The sequence below is a fragment of the Methanofervidicoccus sp. A16 genome (genome assembly GCF_003351865.1).
Lineage (GTDB): Archaea > AGJL01 > Methanococci > Methanococcales > Methanococcaceae > Methanofervidicoccus.
In genome coordinates this window covers 353386-369451 of sequence record NZ_CP022242.1, presented here as the reverse complement: position 1 = coordinate 369451, position 16066 = coordinate 353386, and the positions used below count along the sequence as shown (strand labels likewise).

Here is a 16066-nt window from a genome sequence, read left to right as displayed (position 1 = left end):
AATTTTAAGCATTAATGTAATGGTTGGTATCTAAAATTTCACAAAATACCTCTTTTAAATTTCGTCTATATATTTTTTTAAATAATTTATCATCTATTAAAAATATTTCTCTAGCTTTCTCATCTATAAAATAAACTTTACTTCCAGCATTTAAAAGTTCATAACCTAAGGTAGATGTCATAGTTACAGCGTACTCTGGAATAAAGTTAAGGTTGTCTATAACCTTTATACCTTTAAGATTTTTTAATTTTTCAATATAAGATTTGCTTATATAATACTCACCTGGATGAGGTTTAAAGAGCACTTTATACCCTAAATTATTTAAAACTCCTTCCTTAGATAATTCAAATACTTGTTCATAAAAGATAGGAGAACCTTGTGAGATTAACAAGATAGTTTTTTCCCTTTTAGGCATACCTCTCCAGTACAAGAACCTTGGATCTGGAAACACTAAAACCTTTTCAGGAGGATAGTTGTACCTCTGAATCAGTAGTTTTTTGATATTTTCGTTCCAAACCAATTTCAAATCCGGTATTAATCTATTTTTGTTAGATACTGGTATTACAGCATAGTTTTTGTTTATAAGTTCATGACTGAAAACTACAGTTTTTATCATACCTTCATTGATCTTGTAAAGGTTAAATATATGGGACATGAAACTCTTTTCAGAATCTCCTATGAACACTTTAATGTTAGTATTCTTTATGAATTCCTTAACAGATAGATAGATCCAGAGTATGAAAGGTAGTTTATGTTTAACGAAAATTTTAAACATTCTATATATAAAGTATTTATTAAAATCTTCTTTTTCTATATTAAAATCGATATTTTTCCTATATATCTTATTTATATTAAGTATTAAATTTAATCCTATTTTTAAATCTAAGATTTCCTCGATAAACAATTCTTCTTTTTCTTTCTTATAGAAGTTTAACAGATAGTCTTTAAGATTAAAGGGATTGTACTTGGTGTATAATATTTTGTAATTAAAATCCTCTATACCAAGATCTCTAACTAACTTTTTAAAAGGCTCGTAGTTAAAGAGATGAGTGCCGAAGAACCTTTTATTTAGGAAATATCTGTTGTAATCTGTACTGAATAAAACAGAAAAATTTTCGTTAATATTTTTATTCATTAACATTTTTCTAATTAAAAACATAAGATAGATAAGACTACCATGATAATGTTTAATAAAGTAATCTATTAAAATATTTTTGTTTTTTCTCTTTATTTTTATACTGTAAATTTCCTTTAAGTACTCTTCGAATATTTCAATGTTGAGGTATTTATAGTCTAAAAATACCTCTATACTTTCCCTATTTTTTAAAATATTATCTATACTATTTTTAAAGTTGTACCAATTGATGTAGGGAACTTGATTGGAGTGATAGATGTTATCCCAGTTTACTAGATAGTATAAAAAAGAGTAATAAAGTAGATTTTCAAATTCTTTTCTTCCTATTAAGTTATTGTTTTTATATACTCCTTTACATAGTTCTATAATAAGATCTAAGTATTTTTCAAGGTTTTTTAATGATGGATAAGGGTTATCAGTTAGATCTATTCTTTCGTTCTTATATTTAATTGAGACTATATCTACCTCTACATTCATCTTATCACTTCCTCCCATCTCCCAATAACCTCCTCAACATCAAAATCCCTCGCCCTCTCCAAACCATTAGAGTACCTTTCTCTTAACTCCTTATCCTCAATTATCCTGATCATCAAATCAGCCAACTGTCTCTCCTGCTCTATTAGAGGTTTCTCCTCTAAATCTTTAAAGATATACTTCCTAGGGAAGGGTTTTATAAGTATCTCATATTTTCCAAAGTAGGGGTAGTTAATCTTCTCCTCTATATCTAACTCTGGAGCGAGGATCTCCCTGGGTCCAGTTTCACAGTCTGTGGAGATGATGGGAAGGTTGAGGGTTAGGGCTTCAATTAGGGTGTTAGGTAAGCCCTCCCATAACGATGGAAAAACAAAACACTGGGAATTCCTTAAAAACTTAAATGGGTTCTTATGGACTCCTAAGAGAAAGACGTTATTCTCCAATTCGAGTTTTCTTATCAGATCTTCTAATTTTTCTCTTAACTCTCCTTCTCCGAGGATTATTAATTTAGCATTTGGATGTTTTTCAACAACTTTTTTAAATGCCCTGATTAGGAACCACTGTCCTTTAGCCTCTGTTAGTCTCCCTATGTTGATAAATACGAAGGAGTTTTTAAAAATTTCACTGTATTTTTCTTCTATCGGTTCCTCTGAGAGTTTTAGGTAGTTTTGGATATGATGAGGATTGTAGATAACCTCTATTTTTTCTTCTGGGATGTAATAATAATTTGATAAAATATTTTTTATTTTTTTGGATACTACTATGATTCTATCTGCTTTTGGATAGAGGAGTTTTATTAGAAAATTATGAATTTTTCCATAAATTGTATTCTTAGGGTACATTATTAAAGGATTTGTATGTATTGATACTATCACTTTCTTATTTAATAACACTTTCCCTACAAAAATATTTATAAAATTAGACAGTTCAAGAAAAGAGATAAGGATGTTCGGTTTGTTCTTTAACGTTTCTGTAAAATATTTAATAATTACAACTGGTAGATAAATAATCCTTATAATACTATATGTTTCTCCAGTAAAATTAGATAATGATTTATATAAAATATTTTTATCAGTGTCGTAGTGTTTATCTTTTTCTAAAGTATATAATAATATAGTATATCCTCTTTTAGATAATTCGTTCAACAGATTTACTGCTACCCTCTCCGCCCCTCCAGAAATTAAGGAGTTTATTAAAAATTGGATTTTCATAATACCACATTGGTTTTAATTAGCCCAATTTCTCAAGATCTACTTTTTCTAACTTTCCTTTCATTCCATCCTCAACTGCCATATTGAATACTTTATTACTTTTAAAACCATTAAAAATAAACAACAGAGTTTTAAATAAAATCATATTCAAAATATATAGAGGTTTATTTGTAACCCTATATTTTAAATCAAAATAAACCCTGTTTCTTACTGTATAATACACCCTCATTTTTGGACCCTTGTTATAATCATGAAATATAGTCGTTCCACCAGCCCAACTCTTTTCTAAATCTTCAACTATGCTATTTAATATTAAATAGATCTTTCCACCTTTCTCTGTAATTCTGTAGGTATATTCAAAATCATCCTGATACAAGAAAAATTCCTCCATAGGATATCCAATAACATCTATCAATTTTTTATGAAAAAACAAACCTCCGTATGGTGCTACAGGGACAATACCCCAATTTTTATCACTTATATATTTATCAATATTTTCCTTAAGTAATACTCTTTTTAAAAATCTAACAACAATATAAGGGAGATCTAATACATGAAATCCTATAAAACTATTTATCCTCCCCAATATAATCCTCTCATCATTTTTAATGGCAGTTTCTTTATAAAATGGACGTGATGGTCTATTGGATAGTAATGCAACATTTTTTTCTTTTTCTTTTACATTTAATTTTTTCCAAAAATCCTTTAGAATTTTTAAAGAACCCTTTTCAGGTTTGTTGTCATCATCTAACAGCCAGATAAATTCACACTCTTCATCATTATACGCCTTTTGTAATCCAATTTTATATCCTCCCCCCGATCCTTTATTTTCATCTAAATATATAACTTCCAAGTTAGGAATTTCTTTTTCTAATTTCTTAATATTTTCTCTACTTTCAGGGAGAGAGTTATTATCGACAACTATTATTTTATCTACCTTTTCCTCAAGACATCCTTCAATAACTTTCTTTAATAAATGAAATCTATTTCCATAGGTAACAATTACTGCACATGTTTTCATAAATCTCACACAAAAAATTATTTTTTAGGTTTCGAAATTGCGATAAAGACTATAGAAAACACGTTTTCATCTGGTAAGAATTTTTTTGAAAATTTTATAGATTTTTTCCAGGCGATGTATCTCTTGGTATATTCATATAACATTTTGAATTTTTCAAATAATGATTTATTATTTTTATTTATATTGCTACTACTATTATTTTCACTATTTAAATTTAATAAATTCCTTAAATAATTAATTTTTTTATCGACATCTTTAGAGAAATAATAACTTAGTAATTTAAATGGTGAAAGCATTTTCTCATCAATAAAGTATGTATCAAACCACTGTTTTGAAAATTCGTAATAGGAATTTGGAGTAAAGAGTATGTGGTGGGAAAAACTATTGTATCTCATATAACAACCATAAACTAAATTTTGAGCATTAGGTGTTGCATTTATTAATACTCCTTCTTTTGATAATATATTATAAGAATATCCAAAAAATTTGAAAATCTCATTATATAGTAGATGTTCTATTTAAATGTCTAGTAATAATAACATCAAATTCCATTTCACAATTTTTTAAATAACTAATCGCATCGTTATTTATAACGTTTATACTTTCTACATTTTTGTATTTTTCTCTCAGATATCTACAATTATCATGTTCTATATCCACTAAAGTTATATTTTTATAACCATTTGCTATTAACCAATCTGCAAAATGTCCATTCCCAGGACCAATTTCTAATATATTTATATCTCTACTATCAAAATTATCCAAAAATATCTTCTTATAATTATAATCATAAAGTGCATAAGTACTTTTGTCAATTATTCCTCTTATACCTATGTCTTCTGTATATTTAATAGATCTTAGTTTTTGATGATACTCTGAAATATCTATCTCTTTCATATATCCCTACCATTTTATTGTTTTTTATCCTTTATTCTTACCAACTCTTTAATTAAACCTTTCGGTACAATTATCAAAAAAATGTACATAGATATGTGAAAAAAGAAAACCTTCCAAAAATAAATATCTCTATAAAAATATTTTTTATACTTCCGAAGGATTAGAGTAGAATACTTGGAGTAATTTATCTGTTTCTTTATTCTTTTTTCAATATTTTCCCTTATTACTCTGTATTTCAACAAAAACTCTTCAACTACATCAAAGTTGTAGTTATTTAAAATACATCTGATCCAGAGATCATAATCCTGGGATCTAAGTAAATTTTCATTATATTTTAATTCTTTTAATATCTCTGTTTTTATCATCATACTAGGATGTACAAGTAAATGCTCCCTAAAAAAATATTTTTTTATATTTTTTATTTTATATCTCTCAGGTTTAAACCTCCCTATAATATTATCCCTTTCATCGATCCAATAAGCCCAGGTAAATAGAAGATCTACATCTTCATTTTCCTCTAAATAGTTAAATTGTTTTTCCAATCTTTCAGGTAGTGCGATGTCGTCTGCATCCATAATAGCAACATATTTTCCCTTAGCAATATCAATAGCCCTATTTCTACTGGCACCCCTACCTAAATTTCTCTCATTCTTTAAAAAAACTATTCTTTTATCTTTTTTAGCGTACTCTTCTATTAATTTTTCATTCTTTTCATTGTTTGGATCATCTAAAATTATAATAAATTCAAAATCTTGAAATGTTTGATTTAAAATTGACTCTATTGACTTTCTCAAATATTTTTCAGATTCCCTGTATGTTGCCATAACTACTGAAATTTTAGGATTTCTCATGAATATCACTTTAATCCCCTATCCATCTCTCCCACCATTTTATAAACAGGAACAACCTAATTAAATAAATCCTATAAAATCTCTCATTCTTATACTTAAAAACTTTTTCTTTATAAAACTCATAGAGATACTCATCGATCTCCTTCAAAATCTCAATCTTTTCAAATATCTCATTCAAATACCTTTCCTTCAATATCCAATCTTCAAGAGGCGGAGTAAATCCCTGCTTCCCCCTCTTAACAATTTTCTTAGGTAAAATGTCTTTAATTATCTCCCTCATCAACTTCTTAGTTCTAAATAGATCAACCTTCCACTCTGTAGGTATTCTCTGACTGAACTCTGCAAATCTATAATCTAAAAAGGGACTTCTTACCTCCAAGGCATGTGCCATAGACGCCCTATCAACTTTAACCAAAAAGTTATCTGCCAAAGAATTATAGAGTAAATCAAAGATTCTCAATGCCTCTCCCAATTTATTATTGCCTTTTTTTAAACAATATTTTAACTTTTCGGATGTCCATTTCTTATAGATTTCAGGCCTTATAGCAACATTTTCCAAAAATTTTGAATAAAAATTCTCTGGATCCTCTAAAGATAGTTTAAAGGCCTCTTTTAGTAAATATAGATTGGCATAACTGTTTAAATTCCTTTTTGCAGGTATTTTTGATCCTATAATCCTCAATATCTGTGGTAATTTCTTTATAAAATCTATCCTATATCCACTTAAATGGATTAAATAACCTCCAAAAACCTCATCTCCTCCATCTCCACTTAAAACAACAGTAACGTACTCCTTAGCCAACTCGCTAACTTTATACGTAGGGAAACCACTGTAATCCCCAAAGGGCTCATCGTAAACCCAAGAATATTTATCGATCAACTCTAAAAAATCCTCCTCTTTAAAGTAGTAATGATGATGGTTAGTTTTAAAAGTTTTCACAACTTCCTCTATATAGGGAGTTTCATCACACTCCCCCTCAAAACCTATGGAAAAGGTATGTAACTTACTTAGATCTGTAAACTCCCTCATAACTGCAACAACAGTAGAACTATCTAAACCTCCACTTAAGAAGGCACCAACTGGCACATCACTTCTCATCCTTATCCTCACAGCATCCTTCAATAACCACCTCCCCTCTTCGATCAACTTCTTTTTATCGTAGATAGGGTTGTACTCAGGTAATTCCCAATAATAATACTTCTCGATCTTAAAATTATCCAGATGTAAAATTAGATTCTGCCTCGGTTCTAACTTATAGATGTTTTTATATATGGAATAGGGAGAGGGTATAAATCCCAGGGCAAAGTAGAGTTGAACAGATTCTTTATTTATATTTTCCCTTTTATTTATCTCCTTCACAGCAAGTATGCCCTTCAACTCAGAGGAGAATATAAACTCCTCCCCATCCCAGTAGTAGTAGAGAGGTTTAACCCCCAGCCTATCCCTGGAGAAAAAAACAATATTTTTACCTCTATCGTAGATTGCAAATGCCCACATCCCATTGAATTCCTTAACACACTCTGTACCTAACATGTTGTAGAGTTTCAAAATAACCTCAGTATCTGCCCCAGTCTCAGTTTTTAAGTTGTACTTCTCCCTTAACTCTAAGTAGTTGTATATCTCTCCATTATAAACAATTATTAAATCAGTATTATCAAGTTCCTCATCCCTGTAGATAATTCTACCACTCTCAACATCGTAGCCCATAGGTTGATGTCCCCTCTCACTTAGATCCAAGATAGATAGCCTAACATGTCCTAAACCTATGGAACCCTTATTATCTATATATGCCCCCCTATCATCAGGACCTCTATGCTCTATCGCTCTATTCATTTTTTCAATCTCTTCTTTACTTACTTTATCTCTTAATCTTACAATGCCGTTGATACCACACATGTTTTTATCTCCTTATCTTTTGTATGTTATAATATCTCCTAAGTTTTAATTTATATCAAGAATTCCAATAAAAAAATAGTGATAATTCTATTACCCATTAATATTGTAATTAAGCAATAAACATTTTAAATTAATTTAAATAATTAAAATAAAAATAATAAGAATAATAAAAAAGTAAAAATCAGTAAAATTTATCTTTTTCCTAAGCATTTCCAAAATTTTAAAATTCCATTCTTATTACCTCCTAAGTTATTATTTTATAACCCTAATTCCCATCAAAAAAAATCCTAATAAGAATAACAATAATTATAAAAAATAAACTTATAAAAAGAAGATATTAAAATCAAATAAGAGATAAACAATCTCTCCTAGGATGCTCTAAGATGCTATGGAAGTGGAGTAGATCCTTCCTAACAGGTTGCTATTATTAATTTTATTATCCTTTTTATTATTTGAATCATTACTTTGATGGAAATTAAGGTTATTCTTTTTTATCTCTATACTTTCAGAATTATTTTATTATTGTTCTTAAGATTTTTATTATTCTTATTATAATAATCATTATTTTTATTATTCTTCTAATCACAATCTTGATGGGAACTAAGGTTATTTTTATAACAAATTTTATGTTATGATGCTCTCAATGATTATGTATAATACTTTTATTATAACGATAATTCTACTTAATTATTTTATTCCATCAAAATATTACAACCTCAAAACCCACTCCCTATTATCCAAAAACCAACTACAGAACCTCCTAAGCCCCTCCTCAATAGACACCTTTGGATCATACCCCAACAACTCCCTACTTTTACTTATATCGGCATAAGTTACTGGAACCTCTCCCTCCTGCATAGGTAAGAAGTTCTTCTTAGCGGTTCTACCGAGATACCTCTCCAACAACTCTATGAAGTACATCAACTTTACAGGTTTTGAATTCCCAAGGTTGAATATCTCATAACTGAAACTCCTCTCAATGGAAGAGATCATCCCATCTACAACATCAGATATGTAAGTAAAATCCCTCTCCATATTCCCATAATTATAAACATCTATAGGCTCTCCCAAAAGTATCCTCTTTGCAAATTTAAAGTACGCCATATCTGGCCTTCCCCACTCCCCATAAACTGTGAAGAATCTCAACCCCACCATTTCTATACCGTAGAGGTGATGGTAGGTATATGCCATAAGTTCGTTGGATCTCTTCGTTGCAGCGTAGAGGGATATAGGGCTATCTGTTCTGTCATCCTCACTGAAGGGAATTTTTTTATTACCACCATAAACTGAAGAGGAGGAGGCATAAACTACTTTATCTATATCGAATCTCCTGGCAAATTCAAAGATGTTCATAGTACCTAACACATTGGATCTTTCATAGGCCCAGGGATCCTTCAATGAATACCTTACCCCGGCCTGAGCCCCTAAATGGACTATTAGATCGATATCCTTATCTTTTAAACTCTCAACTAACTTAGGATAATCTGAAAAATCCAACCTTAGGAAGGTATAACCCTTATACTCTTTTAAAATATTGTTCCTCATATCTTTTAAAAAAGGATTGTAGTAGTTGTTCATGTTGTCAATACCTAAGATCTCCACGTCGTTATAACTTTCCAGTATCTCCCTACATAGGTGAAACCCTATAAACCCTGCACTTCCAGTGATTAAGATGTTATTGTATCTCATTTTCTCAACTTTTTAAATATTAATGATTATTGCAAATTATATATTAAATTATTAATTATTTTTATAACCCTAGTTCCCATCAAGATTGTGATTAGAAGAATAATAATTATTATAATAAGAATAATAAAAATCTTAAGAGGAATAATAAAATAAACCTTAATGCCCATTAAAGTAATGATTTAAATAATAAAAAAAATAATAAAATTAACAATAGCAGACTGTTAGGAAGGATCTACTCCACTTACATAGTATCCCAGGAGAGGTTATTTATCTCTTATTAATCTCTTCTTTTTATATTACTTTTATTATAATTATTGTTATTCTTATTAGAATTTTTTTGATGGGAATTAGGATTTTTATAACTTTATGTATTTATAAAATCATATATTTATAACTTTATATATTCATTATTTTATTTATTTAAACTAATAAAATAGAAAAGTTTATATAGTAGATACTGCACTACTATTTAACAGGAAATATATTTCCGTATTATCCATAACATATAGGAATTATATTTCCCAATATAAAACCTGAGGTGATAGAATGAATTTTGAGGAAATTGCTCCAGATGCTAAAAAGGTAGCAATCTATGGAAAGGGAGGTATAGGAAAATCAACTACAACCCAGAATACTGCAGCAGCACTTGCCCACTATTTCAATAAAAAGGTTATGATACACGGGTGCGATCCAAAGGCAGATTCTACAAGAATGATACTTCATGGGAAGCCACAGGAGACTGTCATGGATGTACTTAGGGAGGAGGGAGAAGAGGGAGTTACCCTTGAAAAAGTAAGAAAAGTAGGATATAAGGGCATACTATGTGTTGAAAGTGGTGGTCCAGAACCTGGTGTAGGTTGTGCAGGAAGAGGGGTTATTACAGCAGTTCAGTTGATGAGGGACTTGGGGGGATACCCTGACGACTTAGATAACCTGTTCTTTGATGTCCTTGGGGATGTTGTATGTGGTGGTTTTGCCATGCCCCTTAGAGATGGACTTGCAAAGGAAATATATATTGTTACCTCAGGGGAGATGATGGCACTGTATGCGGCAAACAACATTGCAAAGGGTATCTTAAAGTATGCTGAGCAGTCTGGAGTTAGACTTGGGGGCATAATTTGTAATGCAAGAAATGTTGATGGTGAAAGGGAGTTAATGGATGATTTCTGTGATAAACTTGGAACCAAATTAATCCACTATATACCAAGGGACAATATTGTCCAAAAAGCAGAATTCAATAAAATGACAGTTGTTGAGTTTGATCCAGAATGTAATCAGGCAAAGGAGTACAGAACCTTGGCAAAAAATATTGATAAAAATGATGAACTTGTGATACCAACTCCGATGACCATGGATGAGTTGGAGAATTTAGTTGTAAAGTATGGATTAATTGACTTATAATTATTATAATTATTATGAGAATAAATCAAATAAAAATAATAAATCCTCTATTTTTGCAATAGAATATAAATTTTAAAAATGGTGACAATATGAAGATGATAAAAGCGATTATTAGACCAGATAAAGTAGATGATGTTGTAGATGCATTGGAAGGTGCAGGATATCCTGCTTTTACAAAAATAAACGTTGTAGGTAGAGGAAAGCAGGGAGGTTTAAAGGTTGGAGAGGTATTCTATGAGGAGTTACCAAAAACTATGTTGTTAATTGCTGTAAATGATGATGAAGTGAATGAGGTTGTGGAATTGATAAAAACCTCTGCTAAAACAGGGAATTTTGGAGATGGTAAAATATTCATCCAGCCCATCCTAGAGGCCTACACCATTAGAACAGGAGAAAAAGGGATTTAACGTTGGTGAGGATATGAAAGAGGTTATAGCGATAATAAACCCGAACAAAGTTTCAAAAACTGCAAAGGCTCTTGATGCTGTGGGCTTTCCAGCAGTAACAATAATGGAATGTTTTGGAAGGGGAAAACAGAAGGGATACTTTTCAGTAAATATGCCTGAAGTTGTAGATATTCAAAAAATAATAGAGGAAGGAGAAAAAGAGGGGAGGTTTATTAAATACATCCCAAAGAGACTGCTTTCCATAGTTGTAGAGGATGAAGATGTTCCACTGGTTGTGGGAGTAATTTCAAAGGTAAATAGGACTGGGAATTTTGGAGATGGTAAAATATTTGTTTTACCTGTAGAGGAGGCCCTCAGGATAAGAACTGGAGAAAGGGGAAAGGATGCCATAGGAAATTAATGGAAAATATAATAATTTAAAATAGGTGATAATATGCCGTATATCCTACTAGATTGTGATAGATTTATTCCAGAAAGGATGAAGCATACCTATGTTTATGATCCTGAAGAAAATCTTCTTCCAGCATGTAATACTAACACAGTTCCAGGAGATATGACTGAAAGGGGCTGTGCATTTGCTGGATCAAGGGGAGTGGTAGGGGGACCTATAAAGGACGTAATCCATATGGTCCATGGGCCCATAGGCTGTGCCTACTATACCTGGGGAACAAGGAGGAATCTATCAGATAATGAACTCCATAGAAGATATTGCTTCTGTAGTGATATGCAGGAATCAGACATAGTATATGGTGGTGAGAGAACCTTAGAAAAAGCATGTCTTGAGGCAATGGAGGAGTTCCCAGAAGCAAAAGGTACCATTATATATACAACATGTCCTACGGCGTTAATTGGAGACAATGTAGAAGCTGTAGCAAGGAATGTTGAAAAAAATACAAAAAAACCGGCCCTTGCCATTAATAGCCCTGGTTTCTGTGGCGTTTCCCAATCTAAAGGCCACCACGTTTTCAATGTAACATTCTATAGATGGTTAAAGTCAAAAATAAATGAATACCCTGAAAAACGTATGTCTGAAGAGGAAAAAACTCCCTATGATGTGGCATTAATTGGAGAATACAACATGGATTGGGATGTTAGTGTAATAAAGCCCTTACTTGAAAAGATTGGATGTAGGCATGTAGCAACATTTACAGGAAATGCCTCCTTGGATGATCTATTTAAGTTATTGGATGTTAAGTTGAATATAGTGCATTGTCAAAGATCAGCCGAGTATATTGCCCACATGATAAAGGATGGATTCGATATACCATATGTAAGGGTTACATTCTTTGGATTGTCAGAGACATCTAAATCACTCTATGAGATTGCTGAAGCCCTGGATTTACCAAAGGAAAGAGTTGATCAAGTTATAAAGGAAGAAATGGAAATTATAAAACCTAAACTTGAGTATTATAGATCAAAATTAGAGGGAAAAACCTGTATGGTATACGTAGGGGGACCAAGAACCTGGCACTGGGTAAAGGCTATGAAGGATCTTGGAATTGAATATGTTGTAGCATGCTGTACCTTTTCCCATATAGATGATTATGAGAAGTTAAATAAAAACTTCAGAGAGATCGGTATAAAGGACATACTCGTTATAGATGCTCCAAATGAACCTGAACTTGAGGAGGCAGTAAAAACCTACAATCCAGATTTTATGCTCGTAGGATTGAAGGAGAGATATCTATTCAGGAAGTATGGTATTCCAACAATTAATTCACACTCCTATGAGGAGGGTCCCTATGCAGGTTATAGAGGATTTGTAAATTTTGCAAGGGACATTTACAAAGCTGTATGCCATCCAATATGGGATGTATTAAAGGAGGGCGAGGATAAATTCAAAAACTATAAGGGGGATTTAAATGAGTGAAGTTATAGCAGGAGAAATTTGCTATATTCAAAAACAGAGAAAGGGTACAATTAATCCCAATAAGATATGTCAGCCAATAGGTGCAATGTGGGCATCACTTGGGGTAAAGGGTACAATTCCCTTTGTTCAAGGTTCCCAGGGATGTACCACCTATGCTAGATATGCCTTTAATAGACACTTTAGGGAACCTGTATCCATAGCCACCGCATCCTTTCACGAACATGCTGCAGTATACGGTGGTATGAACAACCTTGTTGATGGTTTAACTAACTTGGTGGCAAGGTATGATCCCGATGCAATATCTGTAATTACAACATGCTCCTCTGAAACCATTGGAGATGACATAGAGGCATTTATAAGGGCTGCTAAAAAGAAGATCGCCAGGGAGTTAGGTGAGGAAAAGGCAAAACTGCCAATAATTCCAATTCACTGTCCATCCTATCAGGGGAGCCATGTTACTGGATATGACAATGCTGCAAAGGCCTTTATTAGCACTCTTGGAAAAAAGGACAATGAAAAGGAACCTGAGAAGATAAACATTATTCCAGGATTTGGTGTTAACCCTGGAGATATACTTGAGATAAAAAGAATACTTGAAATCTTTGGGTTAAAGGATAAAGAGGATTACTCAGTACTATTTGATATAAGTGAAACCCTTTATCAGCCCCTTAGGGAACCCATCGGTGAAATACCTCACTATCCAAGGTGTGGGACTGAACTAGAGGAGTTTGTAGATGCCCCAAATGCAAAGGCCACCTTTGCCCTATGTAGAGATGCAGGAGGGGGGGGAGCCGAGTTACTTAGAAGAAGGTACAAAGTGGATGCATACTATGGATTGCCCATTGGCCTAAAAAATACCGATGACTTTATAATAAATGTTGCAAAGGTTACAGGAAGAAGTATTCCAGATAAACTTTTGGATGAAAGGGGCAAACTCATAGATGCAATTGCCGATACCATACATTACACGATGGACAAAAAAGTAGGTATATTTGGCGATCCAGACTTCGTAGTTGCAGTGGCAAGGTTCTGCTGTGAGATTGGAATGAAACCTGTTGTAGTGAATACCCAGACACCTTCAAGGACCTACAAGAAGGAGATGGAGGCCATAGCCAAGGAGTACAATGTAGGTATTGAGGTACAGTTCTCAGACCTTTGGGACTTTGAGAAATCAGTGAAGGAAAAGGAAGTGGATCTACTCATAGGACATCCAAGGGGGGGAGTGCCTATAGCCAGAGATATGGGTATTGGACTCGTTAGAATGGGCTTCCCAATATACGATAGAGTTGGATACTTCAGATGGCCTATAGTGGGATACATGGGATCACTAAGGTTCTTCGATGAGATAGTAAATACAATACTGGATACAAAGGTTCCATGGGATCGAAAACAACAATAAGTAAAGGATGATATCATGTCAGATATGAAAATTAGATTAGTGAAGTTCTATGATAAAAAAGGAAAATGTGTAAATGACGGTGATGAATTTACATATGTCACATTTCAGATAGGGAAAGAAGAGAGGCCCGTTGAAGGGGATGTATTGGTACAGGTAACTAACCTGGAAGGAATTCCCATAATCGTGGCAAAATATCTTATTGAGAAGTACGGCACTGGGGGTTATGGAAGACCAGAGTTTGTAAATAGTTTAGAGGATATTAAAAAATATGGAGTTGCAGAGGAAATTGTGGAGGAAATAAGGAATATCTGTAAATCTAAGGGTATTAATTGGGTTTAATAAAAATTAGGGCTTAAAATTATTATTATAATAATATTATAATAATTTATCTATTCTATTATACAGGATTCTACATTATAAGAAAAATTAACTTTTAATTATTATAATTTAAAAAATTTTTATGGGATTAATATGCTATATAACACAGAAGAAAATTGCAATAAAAATATACTCGTTGAAAATAGGGATACTTCAAAGGCCAGGGAACAACATGAGATTGATACTTCATCCTACTGCAAATACACCCAACCTGGAAATTCCACTGAGAGACTATGTACCTTTCATGGATGTAGGGTGGTAATATGTAACCAGATAAAAAATGTTATACATTTAGTACATTCTCCCATAGGTTGTGCCTATTACTCCTGGGATTACCGATCCCAATCCTATGGATACGGATTTACAACGGATATTCAAGAAAGGGATATTATATTCGATAGTGAAGAGAAATTATACAAAGCCATATTAAAGGCCTCAGAGGAGTTCAATCCCGATGCAATTTTTGTATATGAAACCTGTATTCCAGGGCTAATAGGTAATGATTTACAGGGAATAACAAAGAAAGCCAGTGAGGAAATTGGAATACCTGTTATATACTTTGACTGTGCAGGTTTTAAAGGGGCTACTCAAAATGAGGGACACAAGATAGCAAATAGACAACTTTTTAAAATAATAGGTAGTAAAAAGGAGGAATTCCACAGTACTCCCTATGATGTAAATGTTATAGGAGGATTTTCCAGTGTAAAGGAGGCTAAGATTATAGAGGATATGCTATCCAAGATAGGTATTAGAGTTTTATGCTCATTTACAGATAATGCAACTATTGACAAAATAAGGGTAATGGATAGGGCAAAGATCAACATTGTACATTGTACTAAAAGTTCAATGTATTTGGCCAAAATGATGTACAAGGAATATGGAATTCCCTATATTAAGGGGAATTTCTTTGGTATTGAAAATTGCTCGATGACCCTGAGAAACATAGGTAAGGCCCTTAACATAGATAAGGATAAAGTTGAAAACTTCATAATAGAAAACTTGGAGAGAATAAAGGAAAAATTGGAATTCTATAGGGAAAACCTCAAGGGCAAAAGGGTATTTATATCCCATGGTGCTCAGAGGGTACTTAACTATATCGATCCCCTTAAAAATGATCTCAATATGGATATAGCAGGGGTAGCCACATACTTTGGGAATGAGAAAAATTACAAGGAAATACTTAAAAAGATCCCAAAGGGAACTGTTGTACTGGACAATCCCAACAGTTACGAACTGGAAAGGGCCATAGTTGAAAGTGATGCAGATGTGGTCATATCAGATAATCACATAAGGTATTTAGTACATAAACTTGGGGTGCCCTTTGTATATGGGAGGGGAGGCAAAAAGAGTTATGTTGGGTTTGATGGCTTTATAAATTTTGCAGATGAAGTTCATGGAGCAATTAATTCAAAGATCTGGAAACTTATAAATTAATT

15 protein-coding genes are annotated in these 16066 nt (G+C 32.4%); 7 read left to right on the top strand and 8 right to left on the bottom strand.

Annotation, left to right across the window (positions count from 1 at the left end; genetic code table 11):
- Nucleotides 1–4: 4 nt before the first annotated feature.
- From CFE53_RS01730 to CFE53_RS01695, 8 genes are all read right to left on the bottom strand, one after another.
- Nucleotides 5–1630 (bottom strand): hypothetical protein, encoded by a 1626-nt coding sequence (locus tag CFE53_RS01730; RefSeq protein WP_150131692.1) that lies wholly within the window; start codon nt 1628–1630, stop codon nt 5–7.
- Nucleotides 1609–2820, bottom strand: a complete 1212-nt coding sequence (locus CFE53_RS01725) for a glycosyltransferase (RefSeq protein WP_148120185.1) — start codon at nt 2818–2820, stop codon at nt 1609–1611. Before CFE53_RS01725 ends, CFE53_RS01730 begins: the two co-directional genes overlap by 22 nt.
- 19 nt (nt 2821–2839) lie before the next feature.
- Entirely contained in the window at nt 2840–3841 is a 1002-nt protein-coding gene (locus tag CFE53_RS01720; protein ID WP_148120184.1) for a glycosyltransferase, read from the bottom strand.
- 17 nt (nt 3842–3858) lie between these two features.
- Nucleotides 3859–4236: a hypothetical protein gene (locus CFE53_RS01715; RefSeq protein ID WP_148120183.1), complete on the bottom strand. Its 378-nt coding sequence runs from the start codon at nt 4234–4236 to the stop codon at nt 3859–3861.
- A gap of 103 nt (nt 4237–4339) precedes the next feature.
- The gene (locus tag CFE53_RS01710; RefSeq protein WP_148120182.1) at nt 4340–4738 is read right to left on the bottom strand and encodes a bifunctional 2-polyprenyl-6-hydroxyphenol methylase/3-demethylubiquinol 3-O-methyltransferase UbiG; all 399 of its coding nucleotides are present in this window, start codon (nt 4736–4738) and stop codon (nt 4340–4342) included.
- 14 nt (nt 4739–4752) lie between these two features.
- On the bottom strand, nt 4753–5589 hold the full coding sequence (locus CFE53_RS01705) for a glycosyltransferase (RefSeq protein ID WP_253254780.1): 837 nt from the start codon (nt 5587–5589) through the stop codon (nt 4753–4755).
- A 10-nt stretch (nt 5590–5599) separates the two neighbouring features.
- Nucleotides 5600–7486 (bottom strand): asparagine synthase (glutamine-hydrolyzing), encoded by a 1887-nt coding sequence (asnB, locus tag CFE53_RS01700; protein ID WP_148120180.1) that lies wholly within the window; start codon nt 7484–7486, stop codon nt 5600–5602.
- A gap of 708 nt (nt 7487–8194) precedes the next feature.
- On the bottom strand, nt 8195–9175 hold the full coding sequence (locus CFE53_RS01695; protein ID WP_148120179.1) for an NAD-dependent epimerase/dehydratase family protein: 981 nt from the start codon (nt 9173–9175) through the stop codon (nt 8195–8197).
- Nucleotides 9176–9721: 546 nt separating this feature from the next.
- Between CFE53_RS01695 and nifH the strand changes: the two genes are divergently transcribed.
- From nifH to CFE53_RS01660, 7 genes are all read left to right on the top strand, one after another.
- Nucleotides 9722–10576: a nitrogenase iron protein gene (gene nifH, locus CFE53_RS01690; RefSeq protein WP_148120178.1), complete on the top strand. Its 855-nt coding sequence runs from the start codon at nt 9722–9724 to the stop codon at nt 10574–10576.
- Nucleotides 10577–10665: 89 nt separating this feature from the next.
- Nucleotides 10666–10983: a P-II family nitrogen regulator gene (locus CFE53_RS01685; protein WP_148120177.1), complete on the top strand. Its 318-nt coding sequence runs from the start codon at nt 10666–10668 to the stop codon at nt 10981–10983.
- 13 nt (nt 10984–10996) lie between these two features.
- Nucleotides 10997–11383, top strand: coding sequence for a P-II family nitrogen regulator (locus CFE53_RS01680; protein ID WP_148120176.1), 387 nt, complete (start codon nt 10997–10999; stop codon nt 11381–11383).
- A gap of 33 nt (nt 11384–11416) precedes the next feature.
- Nucleotides 11417–12853, top strand: coding sequence for a nitrogenase component I subunit alpha (locus tag CFE53_RS01675; RefSeq protein WP_148120175.1), 1437 nt, complete (start codon nt 11417–11419; stop codon nt 12851–12853).
- The gene (locus CFE53_RS01670; protein WP_148120174.1) at nt 12846–14252 is read left to right on the top strand and encodes a nitrogenase component 1; all 1407 of its coding nucleotides are present in this window, start codon (nt 12846–12848) and stop codon (nt 14250–14252) included. The genes CFE53_RS01675 and CFE53_RS01670 overlap by 8 nt, the downstream gene beginning before the upstream one ends.
- Before the next feature lie 15 nt (nt 14253–14267).
- Nucleotides 14268–14591, top strand: coding sequence for a hypothetical protein (locus CFE53_RS01665; RefSeq protein ID WP_148120173.1), 324 nt, complete (start codon nt 14268–14270; stop codon nt 14589–14591).
- Between the two features lie 132 nt (nt 14592–14723).
- On the top strand, nt 14724–16064 hold the full coding sequence (locus CFE53_RS01660) for a nitrogenase component 1 (protein ID WP_148120172.1): 1341 nt from the start codon (nt 14724–14726) through the stop codon (nt 16062–16064).
- Nucleotides 16065–16066: the final 2 nt, after the last annotated feature.